Raw genomic sequence first — 22,916 nt, forward strand, 5'->3', positions numbered from 1 at the left:
CACAATGGATAAAGTGTGAACAAAAATGGTGTTTTTATAAAATGAAAAAGGCATATAACAATCATATGTTATATGCCTTTTCTATTATATATTTAGTAATTTATTTAGGTAATGTAAATTTAGCTTTTTTACCTTGTGAAATATCTTTTGCTTCTTTATTTCTCATAGGTCCTAACTCAATCTCAAAGCTTTTGTCTTTCCAAATCTTTTCATACTGCTCTTGATCTAAAATATATACTTGTAGTAACTCTCCAGATGTTCCTGTTTTGACTGAAGCATTATAGTCGTAATTTAATAGCATACCTTCATTAAGCGTATATTGTGTACCATCATTCACTCTTAATGTAGAGCTTATAGGAGACAGTGAAACGTCTTGAGCATCTTTGTTATCAAGCTTGAATTTTACTGTTAATAGAACGAGACCGTTTTTAAAATTTGCAAAGCGTGGAGCTTCGACGGAATTTGGTGTGAATTGAGTGAATTGGTATCCGTCTAATGTAACATTAACAGCGCCTAATTCTTGGCTGTTATTAATACTTGATTTCTCTTTTAACATTTTTTTATCGCCCATGTTATTAGCTGTAGCTTTATCTTGGTAGAAAGTATTATCTGTTGCAACCTTTTCAGCACCTTGTTTGTTTAAACTTAATGAAAAGCTTCCAGGACTTCCGATTGGAGCATCAAATTTTCCTTTATTAGCTTGTGCGGTTGGGACTGTGACTGAGACTGTTGAGAGACTTGAAATTTTCGCTAAATCATCTTTTCCGAATGGATAAGCGATATAACCAGAAATAGTTTCTCCTGCTTTTACTAAGTAATCATTCGTTGGAGCAAGCTTAGTTGGGAGCTGATCTTCTTTTGGAATTAAATCTTTATAGTTACTATATACTTTTTGCGCACCAGTAAATGATATGTCTAGTGCTGGCATATAATAAATATCTTTAGCTGAACTATTTTTCACGCTGTAGTTCACAAGAATAACTCCGCCCTCTGTTTGACGATTAAACGGAATATCGAAGTTTGCATGGAATCCATTTAATTCAACTAATGTGTAACTATTCATTGATACTGAAACATCTTCAGCTTTATGGACTTGTGGTTCCTTATTTTCAAAAAGAACTTTTGTTTTACCACCTGTTTCTTTTTCCATATAGGAAATCAGCTTAGAGTAATCGCTTGAGCTAGTAGCTGTATTTTCAGGCTTTTTATCATCAGTTTTTTTATCTTCGGATTTTTTTTCTTCAGGTTTATTTTCCTTCGTTGTATCCGTTTTTTCTGTTTTGCTTTCTTTTGTTGTGTTTTCTTTTTGTTCTTTATTTGTCGTATCGCTTTGACCACAGCCAGTTATTACAAACGCTGCTACGATTACTGTAGAAAATAAAGAAAGTAATTTTTTTGACATGTTTCTTCCCCCTATTTGTTTAAAACTAGTTGAGTCTGTATAATCAGACCGTTTACAACTCTCACATTAGCCCCACATTTTATTATAAAAAATAAAGCCAGTATTTACCAGTGTTTTTCTGATTATTTTAATTATTTAGTTATTGTAATATATTAAAATTAGTGGAAGGCCGGCATGGAATATTGAATTTTATTTTTTTATCATTTGAAATATTACATCATATTGGTATGATAGAAATAGAGATATATGGAAAGGGGACAAGGACTCAATATGCGGATGAACTTGTAATGATTAGGAAACTAGATAGATCAATTTTTCTCTCATAAGTGAGGGTTTATTTAGCTATCTGTAAATCATTCAAGGACTGCATATTTGGCTTGTATATCCCTTTTGTAAGGATAATGTGTAGGGAAATTCATATCTCTTATATAAAGTATGCGTCCTTTAAATTGGAGGAGTATATGATGAATCAATTAAAAAATAAAATAGCAGTTGTTACAGGTGTAAGTCGTCTAGATGGTATAGGCGCAGCAATTTGTAAAGAATTAGCTGAAGCAGGATACGATATATTTTTTACCTATTGGACGGCGTACGATAAAGAGATGCCCTGGGGCGTTGATCAAAGTGAACAAATACAATTAAAAGAAGAGTTACTAAAAAGCGGTGTTAAAGTATCGAGTATGGAGTTAGATTTAACTCAGAATGATGCACCAAAAGAGCTTATAAATAAAGTTACTGAACAATTAGGGTACCCTCATATATTAATTAATAATGCAGCGTATTCTACGAATAATGATTTCTCTAATTTGACTGCTGAAGAATTAGATAAGCATTACATGGTAAATATTCGAGCGACTACGTTGTTAAGTAGTCAATTTGCCCGAGGGTTTGATAAGAAATCTGGTGGTAGAATTGTGAATATGACGTCGGGGCAATTTCAAGGGCCTATGGTTGGAGAACTGGCGTATGCAACAACGAAGGGAGCTATTGACGCTCTTACGAGTTCGTTGTCAGCCGAGGTAGCTCATTTAGGGATAACAGTGAATGCAATTAACCCAGGTCCAACTAGTACGGGATGGATGAATGAAGAGATAAAGCAAGGGTTAAAGCCGATGTTTCCTTTTGGTAGAATTGGTGAGCCAAGGGATGCAGCAAGACTTATTAAGTTTTTAGTAAGTGAAGAAGCAGAATGGATTACTGGACAAGTTATTCATTCTGAAGGTGGGTTTAAAAGGTAAAAAGAAGGTATCTCACCAGGGTGAGATACCTTCTTTTTTAATCTTTCTTCAATCTTCTTGCAACACCATTTCCTAAAGACTGTAGCCCTTGAACGAGGACAATTAAAATAAAGACTGTTGCATACATTACTTCAGGTTCGTAGCGTAAGTGTCCGAATCGATATGCTAAATCACCAAGACCGCCAGCACCTACAAGTCCAGCCATTGCTGTTGCACCAATTAGGCCGATTGTTGCAATTGTTAAGCCGAGTACAAGGGAGGGACGAGCTTCTTTCACCATAACGTGCCAAATAATTTTTATAGTAGAAACGCCCATCGCTTGGTAAGCTTCAATAACTCCACGATCCACTTCTAATAAAGCTGTCTCCATTAATCGTGCAATATAAGGAGCTGTGAATACGACAAGTGGTACGATAACACCTTGCACACCAATAGATGTTCCCATTAGAAACTTTGTAAAAGGTAAAATGAAGAATAATAGAATGATAAATGGAAGAGAGCGAATGATATTAATAATTGTATTAAGAATTGGATAAATGATTTTATTTTCGTGCTGTCCACCAGGTCTCGTTAAAACAAGTGTAACGCCAAGTGGTAATGCAATAAGGATAGAGATGAATAGTGAAATAGATGTCATTTGAAATGTTTGAATGGTTGCTTCCCATATGACTTTACCCCATTCATCCAAAAAGGACTTGTTTCCCATAATCTGTTCTACCTCCTTCTACGATGATCCCTTGCTCTTGTAAAAATGATAAAGCGCGGGCTACTTCATTTTTTTCCCCCTGCATATGAATGATTAGTTTCCCGTATGCTTCATGTTTTAACTGCGTAATATTACCGGATAAAATATTCGGATACACTTGAAAACGTTTTGTAGCAACAGCTAATGCTGGCTCTCCTGAAGCATTACCTATAAAGGAGAGAGTTACAATTTCACCGGTAGTTTGTAGTTCTTTTTGTACTTCTTCTGGAATCTTCGCTGCAAATGCACTATTTACGAATTTCTTCGTTGTTACATGTTGTGGATTTGTGAAGATATCCTTCACGGTCCCGCTCTCGACTACTGCTCCATGTTCCATAACAGCAACTCGGTCACATATACGCTGGATGACATTCATTTCATGTGTAATTAATAAAATTGTAATCCCGATTTCTTCATTAATCTTTAGTAATAGGTCAAGAATAGAATCTGTTGTTTCTGGGTCTAAAGCACTCGTTGCTTCGTCGCTTAATAATACTTCAGGTTCATGTGATAGTGCACGTGCAATTGCAACACGCTGCTTTTGGCCACCAGAAAGTTCACTCGGATAGGCATCTTTTCGATTAAAAAGATCGACAATACGTAAATACTTTTCTACCCTTTTTTCAATTTCATTTTTGGGAAGACCAGATAGACGTAACGGTAATGCGATATTTTCATAAACTGTCACAGTTTTAAGTAAGTTGAATCCTTGAAAAATCATCCCGATTTTTTGTCTCGATTTTGCTAGTTCTTTTGCTGATAAAGTTGTTAAGTCTTGGCCGTTTACAATGATATTTCCTGTCGTTGGTTTTTCTAATAAATTTACACATCGAATTAATGTACTTTTACCAGCGCCACTATATCCAATGATTCCAAATACTTCGCCCTTTTTTACTTGAAGGGAAGTAGACTTAAGAGCTTCTACATTCCCTTTTTTTGTTGTAAATACTTTGGATACATTTTTTAATTTAATCATTATCGTCAGCTCCTACCAAGACGGTAAAACAGAACCATCAAATTTTTTCTCGATAAATTCTTTTACTTCTTTAGATTGATAAGCTTTCTTTAATTTATTTACAACAGCATCATCTTTATTTTCAGTACGAACAACGACCCAGTTCACATATGGTGAATCTTTTCCTTCACGGAAGATGGAATCTTTCGCAGGGCTTAATTTTGCACCTAATGCAAAGTTTGTATTAATTGCAGCTGCTTTCACTTCACTTAGTTGTGTTGGTAATTGAGATGCCTCTAATTCAACAATCTTTAAATTTTTTGGGTTTTCAATTACATCTTTCGCAGTCGCTTTTTCTGTCGCCTTTGGATCTACTTTTAAAACTCCTGCTTTTTCAAATAGCTTTAAAGCTCGAAGTTCATTCGTTGGATCATTTGGTACAGCGATTGCGTCGCCCTCTTTTAAGTCTTTTACATCCTTTAAGCTTTTAGAATATACGCCCATAGGGAATGTTACTGTTGAAAATACTTCCGTCAACTTCATATTGCGCTCAGCTTTAAATACGTCTAAATATGATTTCGTTTGATAGCTATTTACATCGAGGCTTTTTTCATCTAAAGATACGTTTGGTGCTACATAATCATTAAATACTTTTACATCGATTTTGAGTCCGTCTTTCGCTGCCACTTCTTTTACCTTTTCAAAAATTTGTTCATGAGGTCCGCCAGTTACACCGACAGTAATCTTTTTCTCATCTAATGCTTTTACCTCTTTATCAGAATTAGCACCACATGCACCTAGCAATAATACCGCTCCACTTACAATGCTCAATAATACTTTTTTCATCTATAATTCCCCCTCCATATACGTTCCAAAATAAAAAGCACCTCTCAAAAATAAGAGAGGTGCCGAATAGACAAAATAGGTTCCTCTCTTATCTTCCAAAACGAAAACTCGTTTTGCAGGAATTAGCACCTTAGCTTATACGTTATAAGCTCGGTTGCCGGGCATCATCGGGCCAGTCCCTCCGCCACTCTTGATAAGAGTTTGTGTATGTAGTTTTTTAATATGGTACTAATAGTAAATCTTACAAAAAGAATTGTCAATGTTATTTTCTGAATATATTTTATTTTAAGGTAATCGAAATATTACCTTTCTTATGTCCCTTTTCCACATACATATGAGCTTCAGCAATTTCTTCTAATCGGTAGGTTCTATCAATAACAGGCTTTAAATGTTCTGTTTCAGTTAGTTCTTTTAGTAGAATCATATCCTCTTTACTTACCTTCGCCATCATTCCATTAACAGATACATATTTTCCATTGGGTGTTAATGTATTTGTGCAAAGGGATTTTTTATACTTCCCAACTGCATCAAATATAATATCGTAGCGCTCGCGCCGCTTAGTAAAGTCTTCTTTCGTATAATCAATTACTGTATCAGCTCCTAAAGATTGAACGAGTTCAAAATTTGAATTACTACAAACAGCCGTAACGGTTGCACCGAAATATTTAGCAAGTTGTACAGCAGCTGTTCCTACTGATCCTGAGGCACCATATATGAGCACTTGTTTCCCTTTTTTTATACGACCCTTTCGAAGGAAATGCAATGCTGAAGTTCCACCAAAAGGAATAACTGCCGCTTCTTCATACGTCACATTGGTAGGTTTTAATGTTATTAATCCACTTTCATGTAAGCATGTGTACTCGGCATAACCACCGAGGTTTAGTTCTGTTAATGCAAAGATTGGATCGCCTTTTTTAAATTGGGTTACATCTGTTCCTATTTCTTCGATTTCACCGGATAACTCTACGCCGAGTATAGGTTTTCTCGGTTTTCTGAAACCTAATATGATTCGCATAGGAACCCAAAATAAGAGGGGACTATTAAAACCGCGTATTCTACAATCTCCAGTTGATACACTTGTTGCGTGAATTTTAACTAATACTTCGTTCTTTTTAGGTGTAGGTTTCTCTATATTTCGAAGCTGAAGAACGTTAGGTGGTCCATACTTTGTGCAAATGATCGCCTTCATAATGACCTCCTGAAATGAGTTGTTGTTATTTATATCATATTTAAAATCTTCATTAAACATGTCGCTATATAGCGAATATAGATTAAAAATTGTATAGATTTCATAGGAAAAGAGGTGATATTATTTTGGGAAAGGGGGCGACATTATGAAAAAAATTATTTTTATTTCAAGTTTAGTGTTTGCAATCAGTCTAGGGGTAGGGTGTAGCAATGAGAAAACAACAAAAACTGATGAACCGAAAAAAGAAGCCATGCAGAAAGAAAAAGAATTAGCAGCGAAGGATGTTTTCAAGAAAACGAACGAAGCTTTTAAGAATGAAGAAAATGTAACGATGACATATGATGTAGAGATAAAAGCTGAAGGAACAGAGATGAATATATTAAAGGCTAAGATGCAATTAGAGCCAAAGACAAAGAATTCTCGTTCTGAAATGAATATTTCTGGTACAGATGTTGTAGTGTATACTGTGGATGGTAAAGTTGCTGGTGAAGTGAAAAACCCTAATACAGGAGAAGTTATAACCGTACCAGAGGAGCAATTAAACGCTGGTGGAATGAAAGCGACTCAGGATATTATAGATAAGTTAGAAGTACCAGCAGTAGTTTTAGATAAAATGAAGATGGAGAAAAGTGGAGATAAATATAAACTGAAATTTACATTAAAAGGGCAAGAAACAGAAAGTATGTTAACTAGCATGGATGAGACGCAGAAGAAAATGTTACAAGCACAAAATGCGAAGATAGAAGAAGTGGATGCAGAATATATCATTACAAAAGATTTTAAATATGAATCAGCAAAGATAGACATGATTATGAGTAGTAACGGCAAGGATAAAGCACACATTATTACGAACGCAAAGTATACGTCGTACGAAAAGTTTGATCCAATACAACTGCCAGCAGCAAAGTAACAGTTTTGATGAGGGGGGACCTAAAATAAGGGCCCCCTTTTTGTATACTTTCTTCTTAGGAAAATAGGTACAATATGAAGAGGAAAAACTGTAGAAGAGGAGAGTGTCATTTGAAAAAAAGAAAGATAGCGGTGGTCATTGTAGCTTATACAGTGTTGCTTGCAACATCTGTAAATACATATAAAGAGCAACTAAATCATCCCATTGTGAGTGATGTAGGAAAGTTACTTCCAACGAAAATTAAACGTGTTGAAGATGCTGAGGATGAAGGTTCATTAAAACAGGTCGTGCAAGATGCGAATGTTTCTGGAGAGAAGATTTCTATTGCAGGTATGCAGCATAGCCAAGGCGGTCAGACGTATTATCCAAACGGTACGATGCTTGATATGAAAGGGTATAATAAAATATTAGAATTCGATGCGGAGAAGAAGAGGATTAGGGTGCAAAGTGGTGTCACATGGAATGACATTCAAAAGAAAATCAATCCATATGGTCTTGCGGTTCAAGTGATGCAATCTCAAAATATTTTTACTGTTGGTGGTTCATTAAGTGTAAATGTACATGGGCGTGATATTCGTCATGAAGCATTGATTGATACAGTAGAGTCGTTTAGGTTGTTAATGGCAGATGGTAAGGTGCGTAATGTAAGTAGAGAAGAAAATGCGAATCTGTTTCCGTATGTAATTGGGGGATATGGATTGTTTGGCGTGATTTTAGATGTGACGCTAAAGTTAACAGATGATGAATTGTATGAAGAGCATACGAAGGTACTAGATTATAAAGAGTACTCTTCATATTTTAAGAATAAAGTGCGAAGGGAAGAGAATATACGCATGCATTTAGCACGTATTTCTGTTGCCCCACATTCATTTTTAAAAGAAATGTATGTGACAGATTATGTATTAGCAAAAGATCAGCAGAGGTTGAAAGAATACAGCAAATTAAAAGAAGAAAATATTATAGCTGCGCCAAAGTTTTTACTTGGTTTATCACGCTATAGTGATTGGGGAAAGGATACGTTTTGGGATATACAAAGAAGTTATTTTGAACGTACAAATGGTAAGTACGAAACACGAAATAATGTAATGAGGTCGGATAGTGCCTTTATGGAATATGATAATCCAAACTTGACCGAGATTTTACAGGAGTATTTCGTACCAATAGATAGTTTTGCAGCGTATATAGATGACTTGCGAAGTGTTTTGAATGAAGAGGAATTAAACCTTCTTAACATTACCATCCGCTATGTAGAAAAGAATGAAAATGCGGTACTATCTTATGCGAAAGATGATATGTTTGCGCTTGTGCTTTTAATTAATCAAGGGCGCTCAGAGGATGAAATAAAGAAAACAAAAGCGGTCATTCAGAAGATGATTGATGTTACTTTGAAGCATAATGGAAGTTATTATTTACCTTATTATTCTTATCCAGAAAAGGAGCAACTAAAGAAAGCATATCCTCGCATAGAAGAGTTCCTTCAGAAGAAGAAGGAAGTAGACCCAGAGGAACGGTTTGTGAATTTATTTTATAAGGAGTATAGCAAATGACATATAGAAGATTTGTAGCATCACAAAGCATAATTATGATGGCGGGAAGTATGGTATTTCCTTTTTACATTCTATTGCTTCGGAATGTTGGGAATAGCTTCTCGCAGTTTGGCTGGGCGTATGGCTTATTTGCCCTAACTTCAGCACTTGTATATCCGGTAGTAGGAAAGGTGTCTGATCGAGTAGGTGATCAGAAATTATTAATTATATATGCTTGGTCCATGGCAATATTAATGCTTTGTTTCCCGATTGCCACGGAAGTTTGGCATGTGTACATTCTTCAAATTTTAATGGGGGTTTTAGGTGCTGTGCAGCGTAATACGGAGAAGACATCGTTAGCGCGAAAAGTTGTGCAAAAAAATGCTGGTTATGAGATTGGAAAATATCATGTGTGGACATCGATTGGAGGAGCAGTAGCAATTATTGCAACGGGATATTTAGTAGATTTCTTTACGATTGGTACGATTTTTTATATTGCATCTATTTTATATGTAGTAAGCGGAGTTGTATTAAGTAGTAAAAAAATATAATCATTCCCATTTTTACCTGAATACCCTTTATTTGTTATACTAAAAGGGAAGACAAAAGAAAAGGGGACATTGCCTTTGATGAAATTTTTGATTTTAGCTATTCTCACTTTGTTTTTGATTCCATGGACGAGAAGCGGTAGTAAACTTCGAGCAGTGGATAAGAAGGGGGATGAGAAGGTTGTAAAGGGTAAGAAATCATCCATTTTAGTTATTCCTGTTTTATTTTGGATAGGTATTGTAATCTATGAATATTTTTGGCTAATTGATGATCGAGCAGATTCGATTCTTACCCATTATTCTGTTGCAGTAGCAATTTTAATTGGGCTTGTTTTATTTTCACAAGATCAAATAGGGAAATTAGAAGGTACGTTAAAAGGACTTCTAATGTTTGTTTTACTCGCAAGTTACGGTTATTTTGGTTATTTGCACGATATAGTAATCTCGCAAAAGAAATATGATTCTGTTGTAAAGGTAGAGAAAGATATTTCAGAGCCATTTACTGAAAATGATCAGCCGTTTACAGTGCCGCCAAAGACAGCGGAGAATAAAATGAAAAAAGTATTTGGGGACATTCCGAAAGTGGCTTATTTTGAGCTAGGAGAATTAACACCACAAATGGTAAATGGTGAGGCTTTATATGTAGCACCAATTGAAGTTTCAGGATTTTTTAAAGCACGTAAAGCTGAGACAATTCCAGGGTACGTAACGATGTCAGGTACGAATCCTGATGCGGAAGCGAAACTGCATCTCGGTTATAAAATGAAATATGTGCCAAGCATGTTTTTTGGTAATAAATTAGAACGTGTCGTTCGAAAAGCAGAACCGGATTTGATTTTTAAAGGGAAACCTAAATTCGAAGTTGATGATAAAGGAAAACCGTATTATACAATGACGTATGGTGAATTTATCTCAGGAAGATCTGGATTTGAGGTAGAGGGCGTTGTAGTAGTAGATGCACAAACAGGTGAAGTGAAAAGATACGATAAAGGAAAGGCACCTAAATTTGTTGATGGTGTATTAAATCATGAGACCGCATCTACATTAAATACGTATTTCGGTAAATATATTCACGGGTTTTGGAATACAAAATTCTCGCAAACGGATATGAAGATTCCGACTGAGTGGGGAACGAAAGAAGGAGTTACACCAATTTTCGGTAAGGATGGAACGTTATATTACTTTACTGATTTCACCTCTCCGAAAGAGGGAGTAGATTCTGCACTAGGTTATTCGCTTATCGATGCGCGTACAGGTAAGTTGTATTACTATAACGGAAAAGAAGTGAAGGGAATTATGGATGGTTCAGCTGCTTCGGAAGTAGTGGATAATTCCTTTAAGAGAGAGAAATGGCATGGAACGATGCCGGTTATTTATAACGTGTATGGTAAACCTTCTTGGATTGTACCTGTTATTGATGACGGGGGATTAGTACGTGCTCATACAGTTATCTATGCTTCTAATGCAAAAATATTTGCAACAGGTTCGACGCAAAAAGAAGCGCTTGAGAATTATAAAAATGCGCTGAGCGGAAGTGGAGATTCATTTAGACCAACTTCAAGTGGTAAAGAGGCACAAAAAGAAGGCGTTGTACAACGTGTATATAAAGAAAAATCAGGTGAAAATACAATTGTGTACGTACTGTTAGAAAATGAACAAAAAGTATTTATGATACCTGCGAAGAAATTCCCATATGCTATGTTTACAGAAGTGGGAGATCCAATTCAAATCACGTATTTAGATACAGGAGAGGCGATGTCTTCCGTATCTAAATTTGCAAATAGTAATTTGAAAAAGTAAAGCGATAGAAATTCTATCGCTTTTTTTTACAGCATGAAACAGGAAAATGCACTATACTTGACGTATGTTTATGTTGTAACTATAATTGTTACGATTCAGTAGTTATAGGAAAGGGTGAACGGAAAAAGTGAATGGAATTAATCAAGAAATATATAAACCTGTAAAGACAAATAGGTTATGGATGATTCTTGTACTAGGGACACTTACGGCGATTGGGCCATTATCTATTGATATGTATTTGCCTTCTTTACCGAAATTAACGGATGATTTACAGACAGGTGCATCCCTTGCGCAGCTTACTTTAACAGCTTGTTTACTTGGGCTTTCAGTTGGACAATTATTTGTCGGTTCAATTAGTGATATTTACGGAAGGCGCAAACCTCTTATTATTGCTCTTATTATTTATGTTGCTTCTTCTTTACTTTGTGCTATTGCGCCATCTATTTGGAGTTTAGTGTTATTACGCTTCTTACAAGGAGCTTCAGGGTCAGCTGGGATTGTTATATCACGTGCAATGGTACGTGACATGTATTCAGGTTCTGAAATGACGAAGTTTTTCTCACTGCTCATGTTAGTAAACGGAGCGGCGCCTATTTTGGCACCGATTATTGGAGGACAATTGCTACAGTTTACAACATGGCGCGGTGTTTTCATCGTTCTTGGAGCAATTAGTGTATTAATGTTAATATCAGCTACTTTCGTATTACGTGAAACATTACCTCTTGAAGAAAGAGAAACAGGTGGATTGTCAGGAACGTTGGCGACGTATGGAAAACTGTTAAAGGATCGTCTGTTTATGGGATATGCATTGTCACAAGGGCTAGTAACGGCGGCAATGTTTGCGTACATTTCAGGCTCACCATTTGTGTTGCAAAACATATATGGAGCGTCACCACAGCAATTTAGTTTATTCTTTGCGATTAACGGTATCGGTATTATTATTGCTAGTCAGGTAACGGGTCGTTTAGCAGGGAAAGTGAATGAGAAGACATTATTTGTTGCTGGTATTATTATCGCAGCTGTTGGTGGCCTATCTTTATTACTGACAATCGTACTAGGAATAGGTTTAATTGGTGTTTTATGTTCATTATTCCTTGTTGTATCAAGTGTTGGGGTTGTCTCAACAACTGGGTTCTCGTTAGCGATGAGAAATCAGAAACAAGCTGCAGGAACAGCGTCGGCCTTATTAGGGTTATTACAGTTCATTTCAGGAGCACTTGTTGCACCGTTAGTAGGTATTGGTGGAAGCAACACCGCATTACCGATGGGTGTTGTAATAGCTCTTTGTGAAATTGGTGCTGTTTTATGTTATCTATTTATGGCCAGAAGAAGTGAGAAGCAGTTTGAACTGCAACAAAGACAAAATTTAGAGGCTTAATTTATAAAAAGGAGCTGATTCAAACGTGTGTTGAATCAGCTCTTTTTTCATTTCTTTGAAATGACTTATACAGTGTTGTAAGGTGATGCAAAAGTTATTTGCTTGAACTACTCACCACTTAACGTCCTTACGGACTGTTTGAAGTGGGAGATTCCTAAGTACAGAAGCCTAGTGGCTTCTAATTCATTTCCCACCTACTCGCTGGGCTACGTCCTTCACGATCCTTGAGGAAGGAGTCTTCTTGGCTAAATTGATAAAGTGACGATACTGTGACAAAAATGTTGGTGTGTATATTAAGATATCGTCTTAAGTGTAAAAAGTAGGGTGTTCTCGGTATAATAAAAAGTGGAGATAAAAGAAACTATAATGAGTAATAGCTGTAGATAAAAGGAGAAGAAGAGATGAAGAAGGTTTTGGGTATTGCTGTAATGGGAAGTATGCTCCTTCTAGCAGGGTGTAATGGAAATAAAGATACGAAAGAACCGAAAGAAAAGGTGGAGCAATCTACTGAACAAACAGAAGAGATAAAAGAATACCTTGCAGTACATGAAAAATACGATATAAAAATAAATAAAGAAATTAATAAAGCACTGCAGTTATTTGAAGTAGCAAAAGAAAAGGGCGGTAAGGAAATAACGAATGCTACATATAAAGAGGATGTGCAAAAGGTAACAACGAGCATGTTAGAAGATATCGATAATATACGTAAAGAAATTCGTGTTCCAAAGTCGAAAGAGCAAGAACATGAGGTATACGCTGGTTTCCTGAATGAATCGGAACAAGCGATGAAAAAATTACAGAAGTTAGCTAAAGAAGAAGATTCATCGTTGATTCGTGATATAGAAATTAACTTTGCAACAGCATCGACATACTATAAACGTTTTCAAGCAGAAACGAAAAAATAACCTTGCACATGCAAGGTTATTTTTTCTTCTTACCGTCTCAGTCTTCCTCCTCGGATACTAATACTTGCTGCTCTTCATGAAATATAGAAATGGTTTGCCAGGTAATAGTATCGAATGGAGTATAAAAAGTTTGTAGAAGCCGAGGATGACAAGTAGAACGATTGTTAATGGTAATTCCGATAAAAGGGTTAAAAACTGATTTTTCTAAATATATCCAATTTGATTGACTTTTCATTTTTTCAGAATTATAATTCGAAATATACAATTTGAACCAAATAATAATATAGCAATTTACTTATCCAGAGAGGTAGAGGGACTGGCCCTATGACACCTCAGCAGCGGGTTCTGTAACAGGAACACCGTGCTAATTCCAGCAAGCAAGTCTTGAAAGATAAGTGATGGGCCTTCATTTATTAAGCCTTGATCTTATTTTTTAAGATCAAGGCTTTTTGTATTTTAAGAAGCAGAAAAGTAATGGGAACAAATATGTCAATAAAACAAAGTAAATTCATTTGTTTAGGGGGTTATTGGAGTGTATGTTGTTAAAAAACTATCAGTTATGGTGTTTACACTATGGATTATTACGACAGTAACATTTTTGATTATGCACATTATTCCGGGGGATCCATTTTCATCGGATGCAAAGATCTTTCCGGCAGAAGTTGTGCAGAATATGAGAGCGAAGTATCACCTTGATGAACCGTTATGGAATCAATATGTTGCTTATTTAGACGGTGTAGTTCATTTTGATTTTGGTGAATCCGTTCAATCGACGGGGCAAGGCGTATCAGAAATTATAACGACAGGGTTTGGCCCGTCAGCGATTATTGGTTTACAAGCACTTGTTATTTCATTATTAGTCGGAATTGCAGCAGGTACATTTGCAGCTCTATATCATGGAAAAGTAATTGATTATAGCGTGAGTTTGTTGGCAATTCTTGGTATTTCTATTCCAAGTTTTATTCTAGCACCACTATTTATACAAGTATTTGCTATACAGTTTGAATTGTTACCAGTTGCATCTTGGGGCACATTTGAACATACGGTATTGCCATCCTTCGCATTAGCATTAGGGCCAATCGCGGTTATTACAAGGTTTGTTCGCTCTAATATGATTGAAGTATTGCAGAGTGATTATATTAAATTAGCAAGAGCGAAAGGTATACCAATTAAGAAGATTATTATAAGACATGCCCTTCGAAATGCAATTGTGCCAGTGCTTACATTTGTTGGGCCATTAATGGCTGGGCTTTTAACAGGGACGTTCATCATTGAAAAGATTTTTGCAATTCCTGGTCTCGGAAAATATTTTGTAGATAGTATTTTTAACCGGGATTATCCGGTCATTATGGGAACAACAATTTTCTATAGTGCATTATTAATTTCTTGTATTTTCATTACAGATATTATTCACCGTATTGTTGATCCGCGTATTCGTTCTATTACGTAAGGAGGGAGGACATTTAAATGGGAGCTTATGAAATCAATAAAGAGCTATTAACGAATGAAGAGAAAAAAGAATTAACGATAAATAAAGAGCAACAAACAATTAGCCGAAAAAAAGAAGTGTTTCGTAAGTTTGTATCAAATCCAATCGCAGTTCTAGGAACAGTGACATTGTTACTCATTATTATTTTTTCTCTTATCGGTGAGAGTTTAACTCCTTTCACTGCGAGTGAACAAGTAAAAGAGGCGACAAATTTACCTCCAAGTAGTGAGCATTGGTTTGGAACAGATGATTTAGGAAGAGACATATGGGCACGTACTTGGGCTGGTGGGAAAATTTCATTAGTAGTTGGATTAGTAGCGGCCGTTCTTGATATAGGACTTGGTGTACTGATTGGGGGATTTAGTGGCTATGTGAGAGGGCGTAATCGCCTTGGAACATTGATTGATGAGTGGATTGTACGAGGAATTGAAGTATTATACGGTATCCCATACTTATTAATTGTCATTTTACTACTAATCATTATGAAACCAGGACTTTTTACAATCATTATTGCCCTTGCATTAACAGGATGGATTGGTATGGCACGTCTCGTTAGGGCGCAAGTCTTATCTTTAAAACAAAGGGAATTTGTTATTGCAGCAGAGCGATTAGGTACATCGCATATGAAGATTATATACGGACATATCATTCCAAATTTAACAGGCATTATTATCGTAAATTTATCATTTACAATTCCAGCAGCTATTTTCTCAGAATCATTTTTAAGCTTTATCGGACTCGGGGTACAGTCACCAGCAGCAAGCTGGGGGACGATGACAAATGACGCGCTCGGGACACTATTAAGCGGGGAATGGTGGCAACTCTTCTTCCCATCGCTGATGATTGCGCTCATTATGTTCGCATTTAATGCAATTGGTGATGGTTTACAAGATGCAATTGATCCAAAAATCGTAAAACGGAATCGAAAGGAGAAAAAACATGGGACAGCTTTTATCTTTAGAAAACGTAACGTTGGCCGTTGAAAAAGAGAATAGTAAGCAAGCAATTGTGAAGCATGTTTCCTTTTCTATTAACGAAGGTGAAATTGTTGCACTTGTAGGAGAGAGTGGTTCAGGGAAAAGCGTTACAGCACAATCTATTATTGGACTAAATCAAGAGTCTATTCATATCGACGATGGAAGTATCTCTTTCCAATCTCAAGGATTAACGAATTTACAAGAATCAGAGTGGAATCAAATTCGAGGGAAAGATATTTCGTTTATCTTTCAAGACCCTTTGTCCTCTTTAAATCCGACGATGAAGGTAGGAAGACAAATCACAGAAGTGATTTTGCAACATGAAAAGAAGTCAAAGAAAGAGGCGAAAGAAATTGCAATTAACTTATTAAATGATTTAGGAATATATGAAGCAGAGAAACGTTTTGAACAGTACCCACATCAATTAAGCGGAGGAATGAGGCAGCGTATTTGTTTAGCGATTGCGTTTGCTTGTCACCCAAAGCTCGTTATTGCAGATGAGCCTACAACTGCATTAGATGTAACGATTCAAAAACAAATTATGGGGTTATTAAAAGAGCGAAAAGAAAAACAAAATACGAGTATTTTATTAATTACACATGATCTGGCACTTGTACGTGAAGTAGCAGATCGAGTAGTTGTGATGTACGGGGGACGTGTTGTTGAAAAAGGAACGATACAAGAAGTAATAGGTTCACCGAAGCACCCATATACGAAAAGTTTATTGCAAGCCATTCCGAATATGGATGATTCTGAAAAGGTACTTAGGGCTATTGAGGGAACAACACCATCAATTGAAACGTTAAATAGCTTTGGGTGCCCATTTGTAAATAGATGCCCAGTAGCAATAAAAGAATGTATTCATCGTTTCCCTGATAGAACATCGTATTCTGAGGAACACAGTTCACATTGTTGGCAACATGTTCTAGAGCATGACCAAGCGAAATCAAAAGAGAAGGTGAATGCCTCATGACGACAGATTTAATTACTGTAAAGCAAGTAACGAAAACGTATGGAAGTAAAAAGAAAGAAATAGCGGCATTAAAAGATATATCACTTTCTATCCCGAAAGGAACGACGCTTGGGATTATTGGAGAAAGTGGTTCAGGAAAAACAACACTTGGTAAGCTCATAGCTGGGATCGAGAGCCCAACGTCCGGTGAAATTGATTATAACGGTCAAGTTGTTCACAAGTTGAAGTCAGCTCATAAACGGGATTTCTTGCAGAGAGTACAGTTCATTTTTCAAGATTCAACAGCTGCATTAAACCCGCGCTGGAAAGTACGCGATAGCGTAACAGAAGGATATATTTCATTCGGTTTAGGTGATAAGGGATTGAAAGATAAAGTCGCAGGTGATGCGTTAGAACGTGTTGGCTTAGATAGACGATATATCGATCGATACCCACATGAATTTAGCGGAGGGCAACGTCAACGAATCGCTATTGCAAGGGCATTATTATGTGAACCAGAAGTATTGATCCTTGATGAACCAATCTCGGCATTAGATGTTTCACTTCAAATCCAAATTGTGCACTTGTTGCAAAAGATTCAAAAGGAGCAGGGCTATACATATTTATTTATCGCACATGATTTACCGATGGTTCACTATTTATGTGAAAAAGTGGCTGTCTTATATAAAGGAGAACTTGTTGAATTTGGAAATACGGACGAAGTGTTCCGTAATCCACAACATTCTTATACAAAAACATTATTAGCATCAACACCAAAAATTTCAGGTTAAAGGGGAATGGAAGATGAAGAAGTTTTTATTATTTGTCATTATGACCGTATTAGCAATTACTTCTGTCGCTTGCGGTAAGAAAGATACTTCAAAAGCAAGTGCTAGTAAAGGAGACCGTTTTGTAACGAATCTTGGTAGTGATCCTTACACGTTAGATTCAGCGATTTCAACAGATAATAACTCTAATTATGTAATTGAGCACTTATTTGCAACTTTGTATAGACAGACGAGTGATGGGAAATTTGAAAAGGATTTAGTAGAGAAAGAGGAAGCAGGGGCAGATGGAAAAGAGTATACATTCTATTTGAAAAAAGGATTGAAATGGTCTGATGGTTCTCCATTAACAGCAAAAGACTTTGAATTCGCTTGGAAGAGAATATTAAATCCTAAAACGGGTTCTATGAATGCAACAGAACTATATTTCATTAAAGGTGGAGAAGCATTTAATACGGGGAAAGGTGCAGAAGATGCAGTAGGAATTCAAGCGGTAGACGATGTAACTCTAAAGCTACAATTTGAACATCCAGTAACATCTATTAAACGAACATTATCTCAGTCGTTATATATTCCACTTAATAAAAAATCTATTGATGAAAAAGGTAAACTAAAGGTAGATCCAAAAGAATTAATTACCAACGGTCCTTTTACATTGAAAGAATGGAAACATAATCAATCGATTATTTTAGAAAAAAATAAAGAGTTTCATGATAAAAAAGTAGCATCAAAAGAAATTGAATTCCGTATTATTCCTGAAGGTAAAACAGCGTATCAATTATACAAATCTGGAGAATTAGATTTACTATCTCACATACCTACAGATTTAGTTGAAAAGGAACAAAACAATAAAGAGTTTAAAAAAATGCAAGACTACTCAACTCATATTTACTCATTTAATTCAGAAAAGCCACCATTTACAAATGCGAAAATTCGTAAAGCTTTTGCAATAGCTGTAGATCGTAAGTTTATCGTAGAGAAAATATTAAAGAATAATGCAAAAGAAGCATATGGATTTGTACCAGAAGGAGCAAAAACAGAAAGTGGTCGCGACTTCCGTAAAGAGAAAGGTGACTATTTTAAATATGATCCTGCAGTAGCTAAGACGTTATTAGAAGAAGGAATGAAAGAAGAGGGATGGACTACTCTTCCAGAAGTAACAGTGAAATATTCAGATAAGAAGAAAATAGCTGAAACACTTCAAGAAATGTTTAAGAAAAATCTTGGGGTAGATGTGAAAATAGAAGGTAAAGAGTGGAAAAGTTATATCGATATGTACAAACAAAGTGACTTCCAAATTGCATATATGGGATGGGGAGGATCTACATTAGATCCAGCTGCTCAATTGGAAATTTATGCAGGTGATGGTCCAAATAACTATGCGAAATGGTTTAATAAAGACTTTGATAATTTAATTAATCAAGCAAAATTAGAACAAGATGAAAATAAACGCTTTGACTTATTACATCAAGCAGAAGATATTATGTTTACAGAGTATCCTTTAATCCCACTTGTATTCCCGACAGATTCTTATTTACAAAAATCATCTGTATCTGGATTAGAATACTACGTAGGATCTCAACCGAGCTTACGATATGCTAAGAAATAAAATAAAGAAGTAGGCAACCGCCTACTTCTTTATTTTATTTCTCTTTTATATTCTTTTTTCGTTCCATCAGAGAAGACAACTTCTAAATCGAACTTTTGGTAGTCTTTATCAAGCTTGAACACGTTTACTACTTGATCGATTACTTCTTGGTCAGGAGTATCTTTATTAAATTTTAATTCTTTTAGAAGTGGGCTTAATTTTGTGATAGCCTCGTCTCCTGTTAATTTTACATCTGCTTTATGATCTTCAATTTTTGCTTCCATTTTCTTATCTGCTGCTACATTTTTATAGTCAGCTTCGTAGTCTTTCTTTGTATCTTGGTAGTCTGCCTTTAAATCGAATTCATTAAAGTCTAGTTTTAAATCAGCAGGAGCTTCATTCTTTGCCTCTTCTGTAGTCTTTTTATTAGAAGTTGTGTCTTCTTTTGCAGGAGCTTTACATCCTGTTAATGCAGGTACTAGCATAAGAGCTAATAAAACTGATAGTAAAATTCTCATTATAAATTCCTCCTTATGTAAATTCGTTCTATACAAGTTTTTCCCAAAATCATGTAATTATGTATGAGTTAAAAATAAATTATTACCCTATAGCCGCAAGGGATAATCCGCAATTTAAATCAAAAATGATTTGTATGTATATGGTAAATTGAATTTGTGAGGGGGTACTAACGTGCATGAAGAATATAAAGAGATGGTAAAACAGGCAATTGAATATATAGAGGATCATTTACATGAGGAGCTTACTACAGAAAGAGTGGCGTCTCACAGTGCAGTATCGATGTACCATTTTCATCGTATTTTTCAAAAGTATATTGGGATGAGTGTAACGGATTATATTCGAAAGAGAAGATTAACTCATGCTGCGCAATCCTTAGTGTTAACGGAGAGGGCTGTTATTGATATTGCAATGCAATACGGCTTTTCCTCACAAGAGGCATTTACGAGAGCTTTTAAAAGAATGTTTCAATTGCCACCGAAGAAATATCGAAAGTATTTCCAGTCATTTTATATAGAAAGAGAGGGTGTTTCAATGCAAAAAGGTATACCGAAAGGATGGATCTTAAGTGGAAGTCATCCTGCTGAATATGAGATGGGTTTAGATTATGAAGTTGCCCATCAAGGAAAAGTATCTGCATACATAAAAGCAAAAGAGGATGTTACACACGGAGGATTTTCAACATTAATGCAAATGTTTCGAGCGGATAAATATGTAGGTAAAAGATTACGTTTAACAGCATTTGTTAAGAGTGAGAACGTAAGGGATTGGGCAGGATTGTGGATGCGAGTAGACGGAAAAGATACGGAACCACTGGCTATGGATAATATGCAAAATCGCCCAATTAAAAATACGAATAACTGGCAATCGTACTCGGTTGTATTAGATATAAAAGAAGAAGCGCTTGGTATTGCATTTGGTATTTTATTATCAGGAGAAGGCAGCGTGTGGCTAGATAGTATCCGATTTGATGAAGTGGATGAAAAAATTCCTTCAACAGATTTGGCAGAAAATTTTTATGAAACACTCTTAGAAGAGCCAGTGAATCTGCAATTTGAAGAAGTAGAAAAATAAAAAATAAGGAGAAAAGATATGCTCAAATATGTAAAACTAATAAGTATTAGTTTAGTAATATCGTCTTGTATTATGGGGATTAACTATTTAATTAGCTATCTTTGGTCAGGGCATGTACCTTCTTTGACGTGGAAAACATATTTGATATTTATGTTTATATTTCTGATAAGTTTTAATTCGATGAAAAAAGAAGGAAAAGAGGATTATTGACAATGATTAGAAAAGGTATATAATCTAAATGTAAGTGATCACTTGCATGAGAGAGAGAGGATTTTATGGCGCGCTCAAAAACAGCAGAAAAAATCATCCAAGCAGCAATTGAATTAGTGAAAGAAAAGGGATATACAGCAGCGACAACGAAAGAAATTGCAATGCGTGCTGGTGTTAATGAAGTAACGATATTCCGCAATTTTAAAAGTAAAAAGGGTGTTATTGAAGCCGCGGTTGCTGAATTTTCATATGTACCGCATTTAAAACAGTTTTTGCAGACAGAAATTGTGTGGGAATTAGAAACGGATTTAAAGAACTTAGCAAGGCATTATCATAAATTTTTAGATAGCATAAAAGATATTATTTCTATAGGTATACGTGAGGCGAGGGAATTTCCTGAATTAGATGAGGAAATCTCCAAAATTCCAAAAGGGTTAAAAGAAGAATTAATCATATATTTTGCTAAAATGCAGGAACAGGGAAAGATTATTCATACAAATATTGAAGCGCAAGTAATGAATTTTATATGGATTAATTTTGGTTACTTCTTATCTAAATTGCGTTTTGAAAACCGACTTATGGAAATCGATGATGAGAAATTTATTGAGAATAATATAGTTTTATATGCTAGGGCTTTAAGACCCTAGTATTTATTTAAAATAAAATGCAAGTAAGTACTTGCTTGCCAAATAGGAGAGCGGGAAGATGGATACATTAAAACAGTTTTTAAAAAGACCAGGTACGTATATTGGAATGGTAGTAGCGCTATCGTTTCAACTTGTTTTCTTTTGTGTTTGGTTAACTGCATATGATGGAGTGAATGAAAGAGCAGACCAAATGCGTATTGCTATTGTGAATGAGGATGGAAATATAGGTAGTAAAATAGCAGAAGGCTTACAAAGAAGTTTGCCATTTCAGGTGAAAGCAGAACAGTCTGTAGAAAAAGCAAATACAGCAATGAATGACCATGTATACGATATGATTATTGAAATTCCTGCTTCTTTCTCAAAGGATATAAATGAAACAGGAAAATCAAATGTAAACTTCCACATTAATCAAGCGAATGCCATGATGGCAAAGCAAATGATGGAAGGAGCTGCAAAACAAATTCGAGACAATGTAAATACAGAGATAACAAGTTATAAAAAACAAGCAATTGTGGGGAAATTACAAGCTGTAGGGCCTGAGAATGTAGAAGTGATAAAAGGATTAACCGAAGATTCAATTGGTTTTACAGTTCATAAAGTAAATGATGCAAAAGGATTTTCGGCTAATATGGTACCACTAATGATAGTATTAGCTTCATTTGTAGGAGCAATGATTATGAGTATGGAACTATCAAAAGTTGCAAAGGAGGTGCAGAACGGTTGGAGTAATTTCGTATCAAGACAGGTTATTAACGGTACAGTATCAATTTTACTTGCATGTATTACAATTGGTTTGATGAAAGGATTCCAAATTGAACTACATGAAGCAGTATGGAGTATATGGATGTTTCAAGCGATAGTCTTCTTTGCCTTTCTTTCATTAACACAAATGTTCATAACTGTTTTCGGAAATGCAGGTATGATCTTTAATATAATTTCACTTTCACTACAACTTGTAAGTTCGGGTGTCATTGTACCACACGAGATGCTTTCTAAAACATATCAAACAATCGGCGAATTATTTCCCGCAACCTATGCAGCGAATGGCTATTATACAATAATATTTGGGGGAGTTAGTTTAGAGAAAAATATTATTTCATTATTAGTCATTATATTAGTTACACAATTGGTAGCAATGATTACTGTATCTATAAAAGGAATAGTAAAGGGAAGAAGAAGCTCTGTAGTTAAAGAAGTATAAAACAAAAAGGTATCCTTCAATTGGATACCTTTTTT

Annotated in this window: 22 protein-coding genes and 2 riboswitches; of the genes, 16 read left to right on the forward strand and 6 right to left on the reverse strand. The window is 35.6% G+C overall.

Translation table 11 applies throughout. The features are described from left to right. Window positions 1–100: 100 nt before the first annotated feature. Complete coding sequence (locus tag ACHZK0_RS00990) at window positions 101–1,402, reverse strand: DUF5068 domain-containing protein (protein ID WP_395761068.1); 1,302 nt, start codon at window positions 1,400–1,402, stop codon at window positions 101–103. A 461-nt stretch (window positions 1,403–1,863) separates the two neighbouring features. Between ACHZK0_RS00990 and ACHZK0_RS00995 the strand changes: the two genes are divergently transcribed. Beyond that, entirely contained in the window at window positions 1,864–2,640 is a 777-nt protein-coding gene (locus ACHZK0_RS00995) for an SDR family oxidoreductase (RefSeq protein ID WP_262741452.1), read from the forward strand. A gap of 37 nt (window positions 2,641–2,677) precedes the next feature. On the opposite strand, the gene ACHZK0_RS01000 is transcribed toward ACHZK0_RS00995, so the two are convergent. From ACHZK0_RS01000 to ACHZK0_RS01015, 4 genes are all read right to left on the reverse strand, one after another. Further along, the gene (locus ACHZK0_RS01000; RefSeq protein WP_071724876.1) at window positions 2,678–3,346 is read right to left on the reverse strand and encodes a methionine ABC transporter permease; all 669 of its coding nucleotides are present in this window, start codon (window positions 3,344–3,346) and stop codon (window positions 2,678–2,680) included. Then, the gene (locus ACHZK0_RS01005; RefSeq protein ID WP_262741451.1) at window positions 3,321–4,361 is read right to left on the reverse strand and encodes a methionine ABC transporter ATP-binding protein; all 1,041 of its coding nucleotides are present in this window, start codon (window positions 4,359–4,361) and stop codon (window positions 3,321–3,323) included. Before ACHZK0_RS01005 ends, ACHZK0_RS01000 begins: the two co-directional genes overlap by 26 nt. A 12-nt stretch (window positions 4,362–4,373) precedes the next feature. Beyond that, complete coding sequence (locus tag ACHZK0_RS01010) at window positions 4,374–5,186, reverse strand: MetQ/NlpA family ABC transporter substrate-binding protein (protein ID WP_262741450.1); 813 nt, start codon at window positions 5,184–5,186, stop codon at window positions 4,374–4,376. 85 nt (window positions 5,187–5,271) lie between these two features. Continuing rightward, window positions 5,272–5,386: riboswitch (SAM riboswitch) on the reverse strand. Between the two features lie 80 nt (window positions 5,387–5,466). After that, on the reverse strand, window positions 5,467–6,375 hold the full coding sequence (locus ACHZK0_RS01015) for an NAD(P)-dependent alcohol dehydrogenase (protein WP_395761069.1): 909 nt from the start codon (window positions 6,373–6,375) through the stop codon (window positions 5,467–5,469). A gap of 145 nt (window positions 6,376–6,520) precedes the next feature. Here ACHZK0_RS01015 and ACHZK0_RS01020 point away from each other — a divergent pair, with 145 nt between their 5' ends. The 11 genes from ACHZK0_RS01020 (at window position 6,521) to ACHZK0_RS01070 (ending at window position 19,254) form a co-directional block, all read left to right on the forward strand. Further along, window positions 6,521–7,285, forward strand: a complete 765-nt coding sequence (locus ACHZK0_RS01020; protein WP_262741448.1) for a DUF6612 family protein — start codon at window positions 6,521–6,523, stop codon at window positions 7,283–7,285. Window positions 7,286–7,395: 110 nt separating this feature from the next. Then, on the forward strand, window positions 7,396–8,832 hold the full coding sequence (locus ACHZK0_RS01025) for an FAD-binding protein (RefSeq protein WP_375807670.1): 1,437 nt from the start codon (window positions 7,396–7,398) through the stop codon (window positions 8,830–8,832). Then, entirely contained in the window at window positions 8,829–9,362 is a 534-nt protein-coding gene (locus ACHZK0_RS01030; RefSeq protein WP_242255662.1) for an MFS transporter, read from the forward strand. Before ACHZK0_RS01025 ends, ACHZK0_RS01030 begins: the two co-directional genes overlap by 4 nt. Before the next feature lie 78 nt (window positions 9,363–9,440). Continuing rightward, a complete protein-coding gene (locus ACHZK0_RS01035) occupies window positions 9,441–11,159 on the forward strand; it encodes a DUF3981 domain-containing protein (protein WP_395761686.1) in 1,719 nt (572 codons plus the stop codon). 127 nt (window positions 11,160–11,286) lie between these two features. After that, window positions 11,287–12,537 carry a multidrug effflux MFS transporter gene (locus ACHZK0_RS01040; protein WP_395761070.1) on the forward strand — a complete coding sequence of 417 codons (1,251 nt, stop codon included), beginning with the start codon at window positions 11,287–11,289 and terminating at the stop codon, window positions 12,535–12,537. A 401-nt stretch (window positions 12,538–12,938) separates the two neighbouring features. Next, window positions 12,939–13,442: a hypothetical protein gene (locus tag ACHZK0_RS01045; protein WP_061677906.1), complete on the forward strand. Its 504-nt coding sequence runs from the start codon at window positions 12,939–12,941 to the stop codon at window positions 13,440–13,442. 292 nt (window positions 13,443–13,734) lie between these two features. After that, a riboswitch (SAM riboswitch) is annotated at window positions 13,735–13,840 on the forward strand. 134 nt (window positions 13,841–13,974) lie between these two features. Next, window positions 13,975–14,892, forward strand: coding sequence for an ABC transporter permease (locus tag ACHZK0_RS01050; RefSeq protein WP_262741444.1), 918 nt, complete (start codon window positions 13,975–13,977; stop codon window positions 14,890–14,892). Window positions 14,893–14,909: 17 nt separating this feature from the next. Next, window positions 14,910–15,914 carry an ABC transporter permease gene (locus ACHZK0_RS01055; RefSeq protein ID WP_262741443.1) on the forward strand — a complete coding sequence of 335 codons (1,005 nt, stop codon included), beginning with the start codon at window positions 14,910–14,912 and terminating at the stop codon, window positions 15,912–15,914. Further along, window positions 15,871–16,881, forward strand: coding sequence for an ABC transporter ATP-binding protein (locus tag ACHZK0_RS01060; protein WP_262741442.1), 1,011 nt, complete (start codon window positions 15,871–15,873; stop codon window positions 16,879–16,881). Before ACHZK0_RS01055 ends, ACHZK0_RS01060 begins: the two co-directional genes overlap by 44 nt. Further along, window positions 16,878–17,651, forward strand: coding sequence for an ABC transporter ATP-binding protein (locus ACHZK0_RS01065; protein ID WP_262741441.1), 774 nt, complete (start codon window positions 16,878–16,880; stop codon window positions 17,649–17,651). Before ACHZK0_RS01060 ends, ACHZK0_RS01065 begins: the two co-directional genes overlap by 4 nt. A 13-nt stretch (window positions 17,652–17,664) precedes the next feature. Next, window positions 17,665–19,254: a peptide ABC transporter substrate-binding protein gene (locus tag ACHZK0_RS01070; protein ID WP_270343625.1), complete on the forward strand. Its 1,590-nt coding sequence runs from the start codon at window positions 17,665–17,667 to the stop codon at window positions 19,252–19,254. Window positions 19,255–19,283: 29 nt separating this feature from the next. On the opposite strand, the gene ACHZK0_RS01075 is transcribed toward ACHZK0_RS01070, so the two are convergent. Continuing rightward, complete coding sequence (locus ACHZK0_RS01075; RefSeq protein WP_262741439.1) at window positions 19,284–19,751, reverse strand: YusW family protein; 468 nt, start codon at window positions 19,749–19,751, stop codon at window positions 19,284–19,286. 172 nt (window positions 19,752–19,923) lie between these two features. Here ACHZK0_RS01075 and ACHZK0_RS01080 point away from each other — a divergent pair, with 172 nt between their 5' ends. From ACHZK0_RS01080 to ACHZK0_RS01095, 4 genes are all read left to right on the forward strand, one after another. Beyond that, window positions 19,924–20,823 (forward strand): helix-turn-helix transcriptional regulator, encoded by a 900-nt coding sequence (locus ACHZK0_RS01080; protein ID WP_262741438.1) that lies wholly within the window; start codon window positions 19,924–19,926, stop codon window positions 20,821–20,823. 18 nt (window positions 20,824–20,841) lie between these two features. Continuing rightward, window positions 20,842–21,033 carry a hypothetical protein gene (locus ACHZK0_RS01085; RefSeq protein WP_395761071.1) on the forward strand — a complete coding sequence of 64 codons (192 nt, stop codon included), beginning with the start codon at window positions 20,842–20,844 and terminating at the stop codon, window positions 21,031–21,033. A 65-nt stretch (window positions 21,034–21,098) separates the two neighbouring features. Then, complete coding sequence (locus ACHZK0_RS01090) at window positions 21,099–21,680, forward strand: TetR/AcrR family transcriptional regulator (RefSeq protein ID WP_262741436.1); 582 nt, start codon at window positions 21,099–21,101, stop codon at window positions 21,678–21,680. A 58-nt stretch (window positions 21,681–21,738) separates the two neighbouring features. After that, on the forward strand, window positions 21,739–22,881 hold the full coding sequence (locus ACHZK0_RS01095) for a YhgE/Pip domain-containing protein (RefSeq protein WP_262741435.1): 1,143 nt from the start codon (window positions 21,739–21,741) through the stop codon (window positions 22,879–22,881). Window positions 22,882–22,916: the final 35 nt, after the last annotated feature.

This window comes from Bacillus sp. 3G2 (assembly GCF_044324725.1).
In the GTDB taxonomy this organism is placed as follows: domain Bacteria; phylum Bacillota; class Bacilli; order Bacillales; family Bacillaceae_G; genus Bacillus_A; species Bacillus_A mobilis.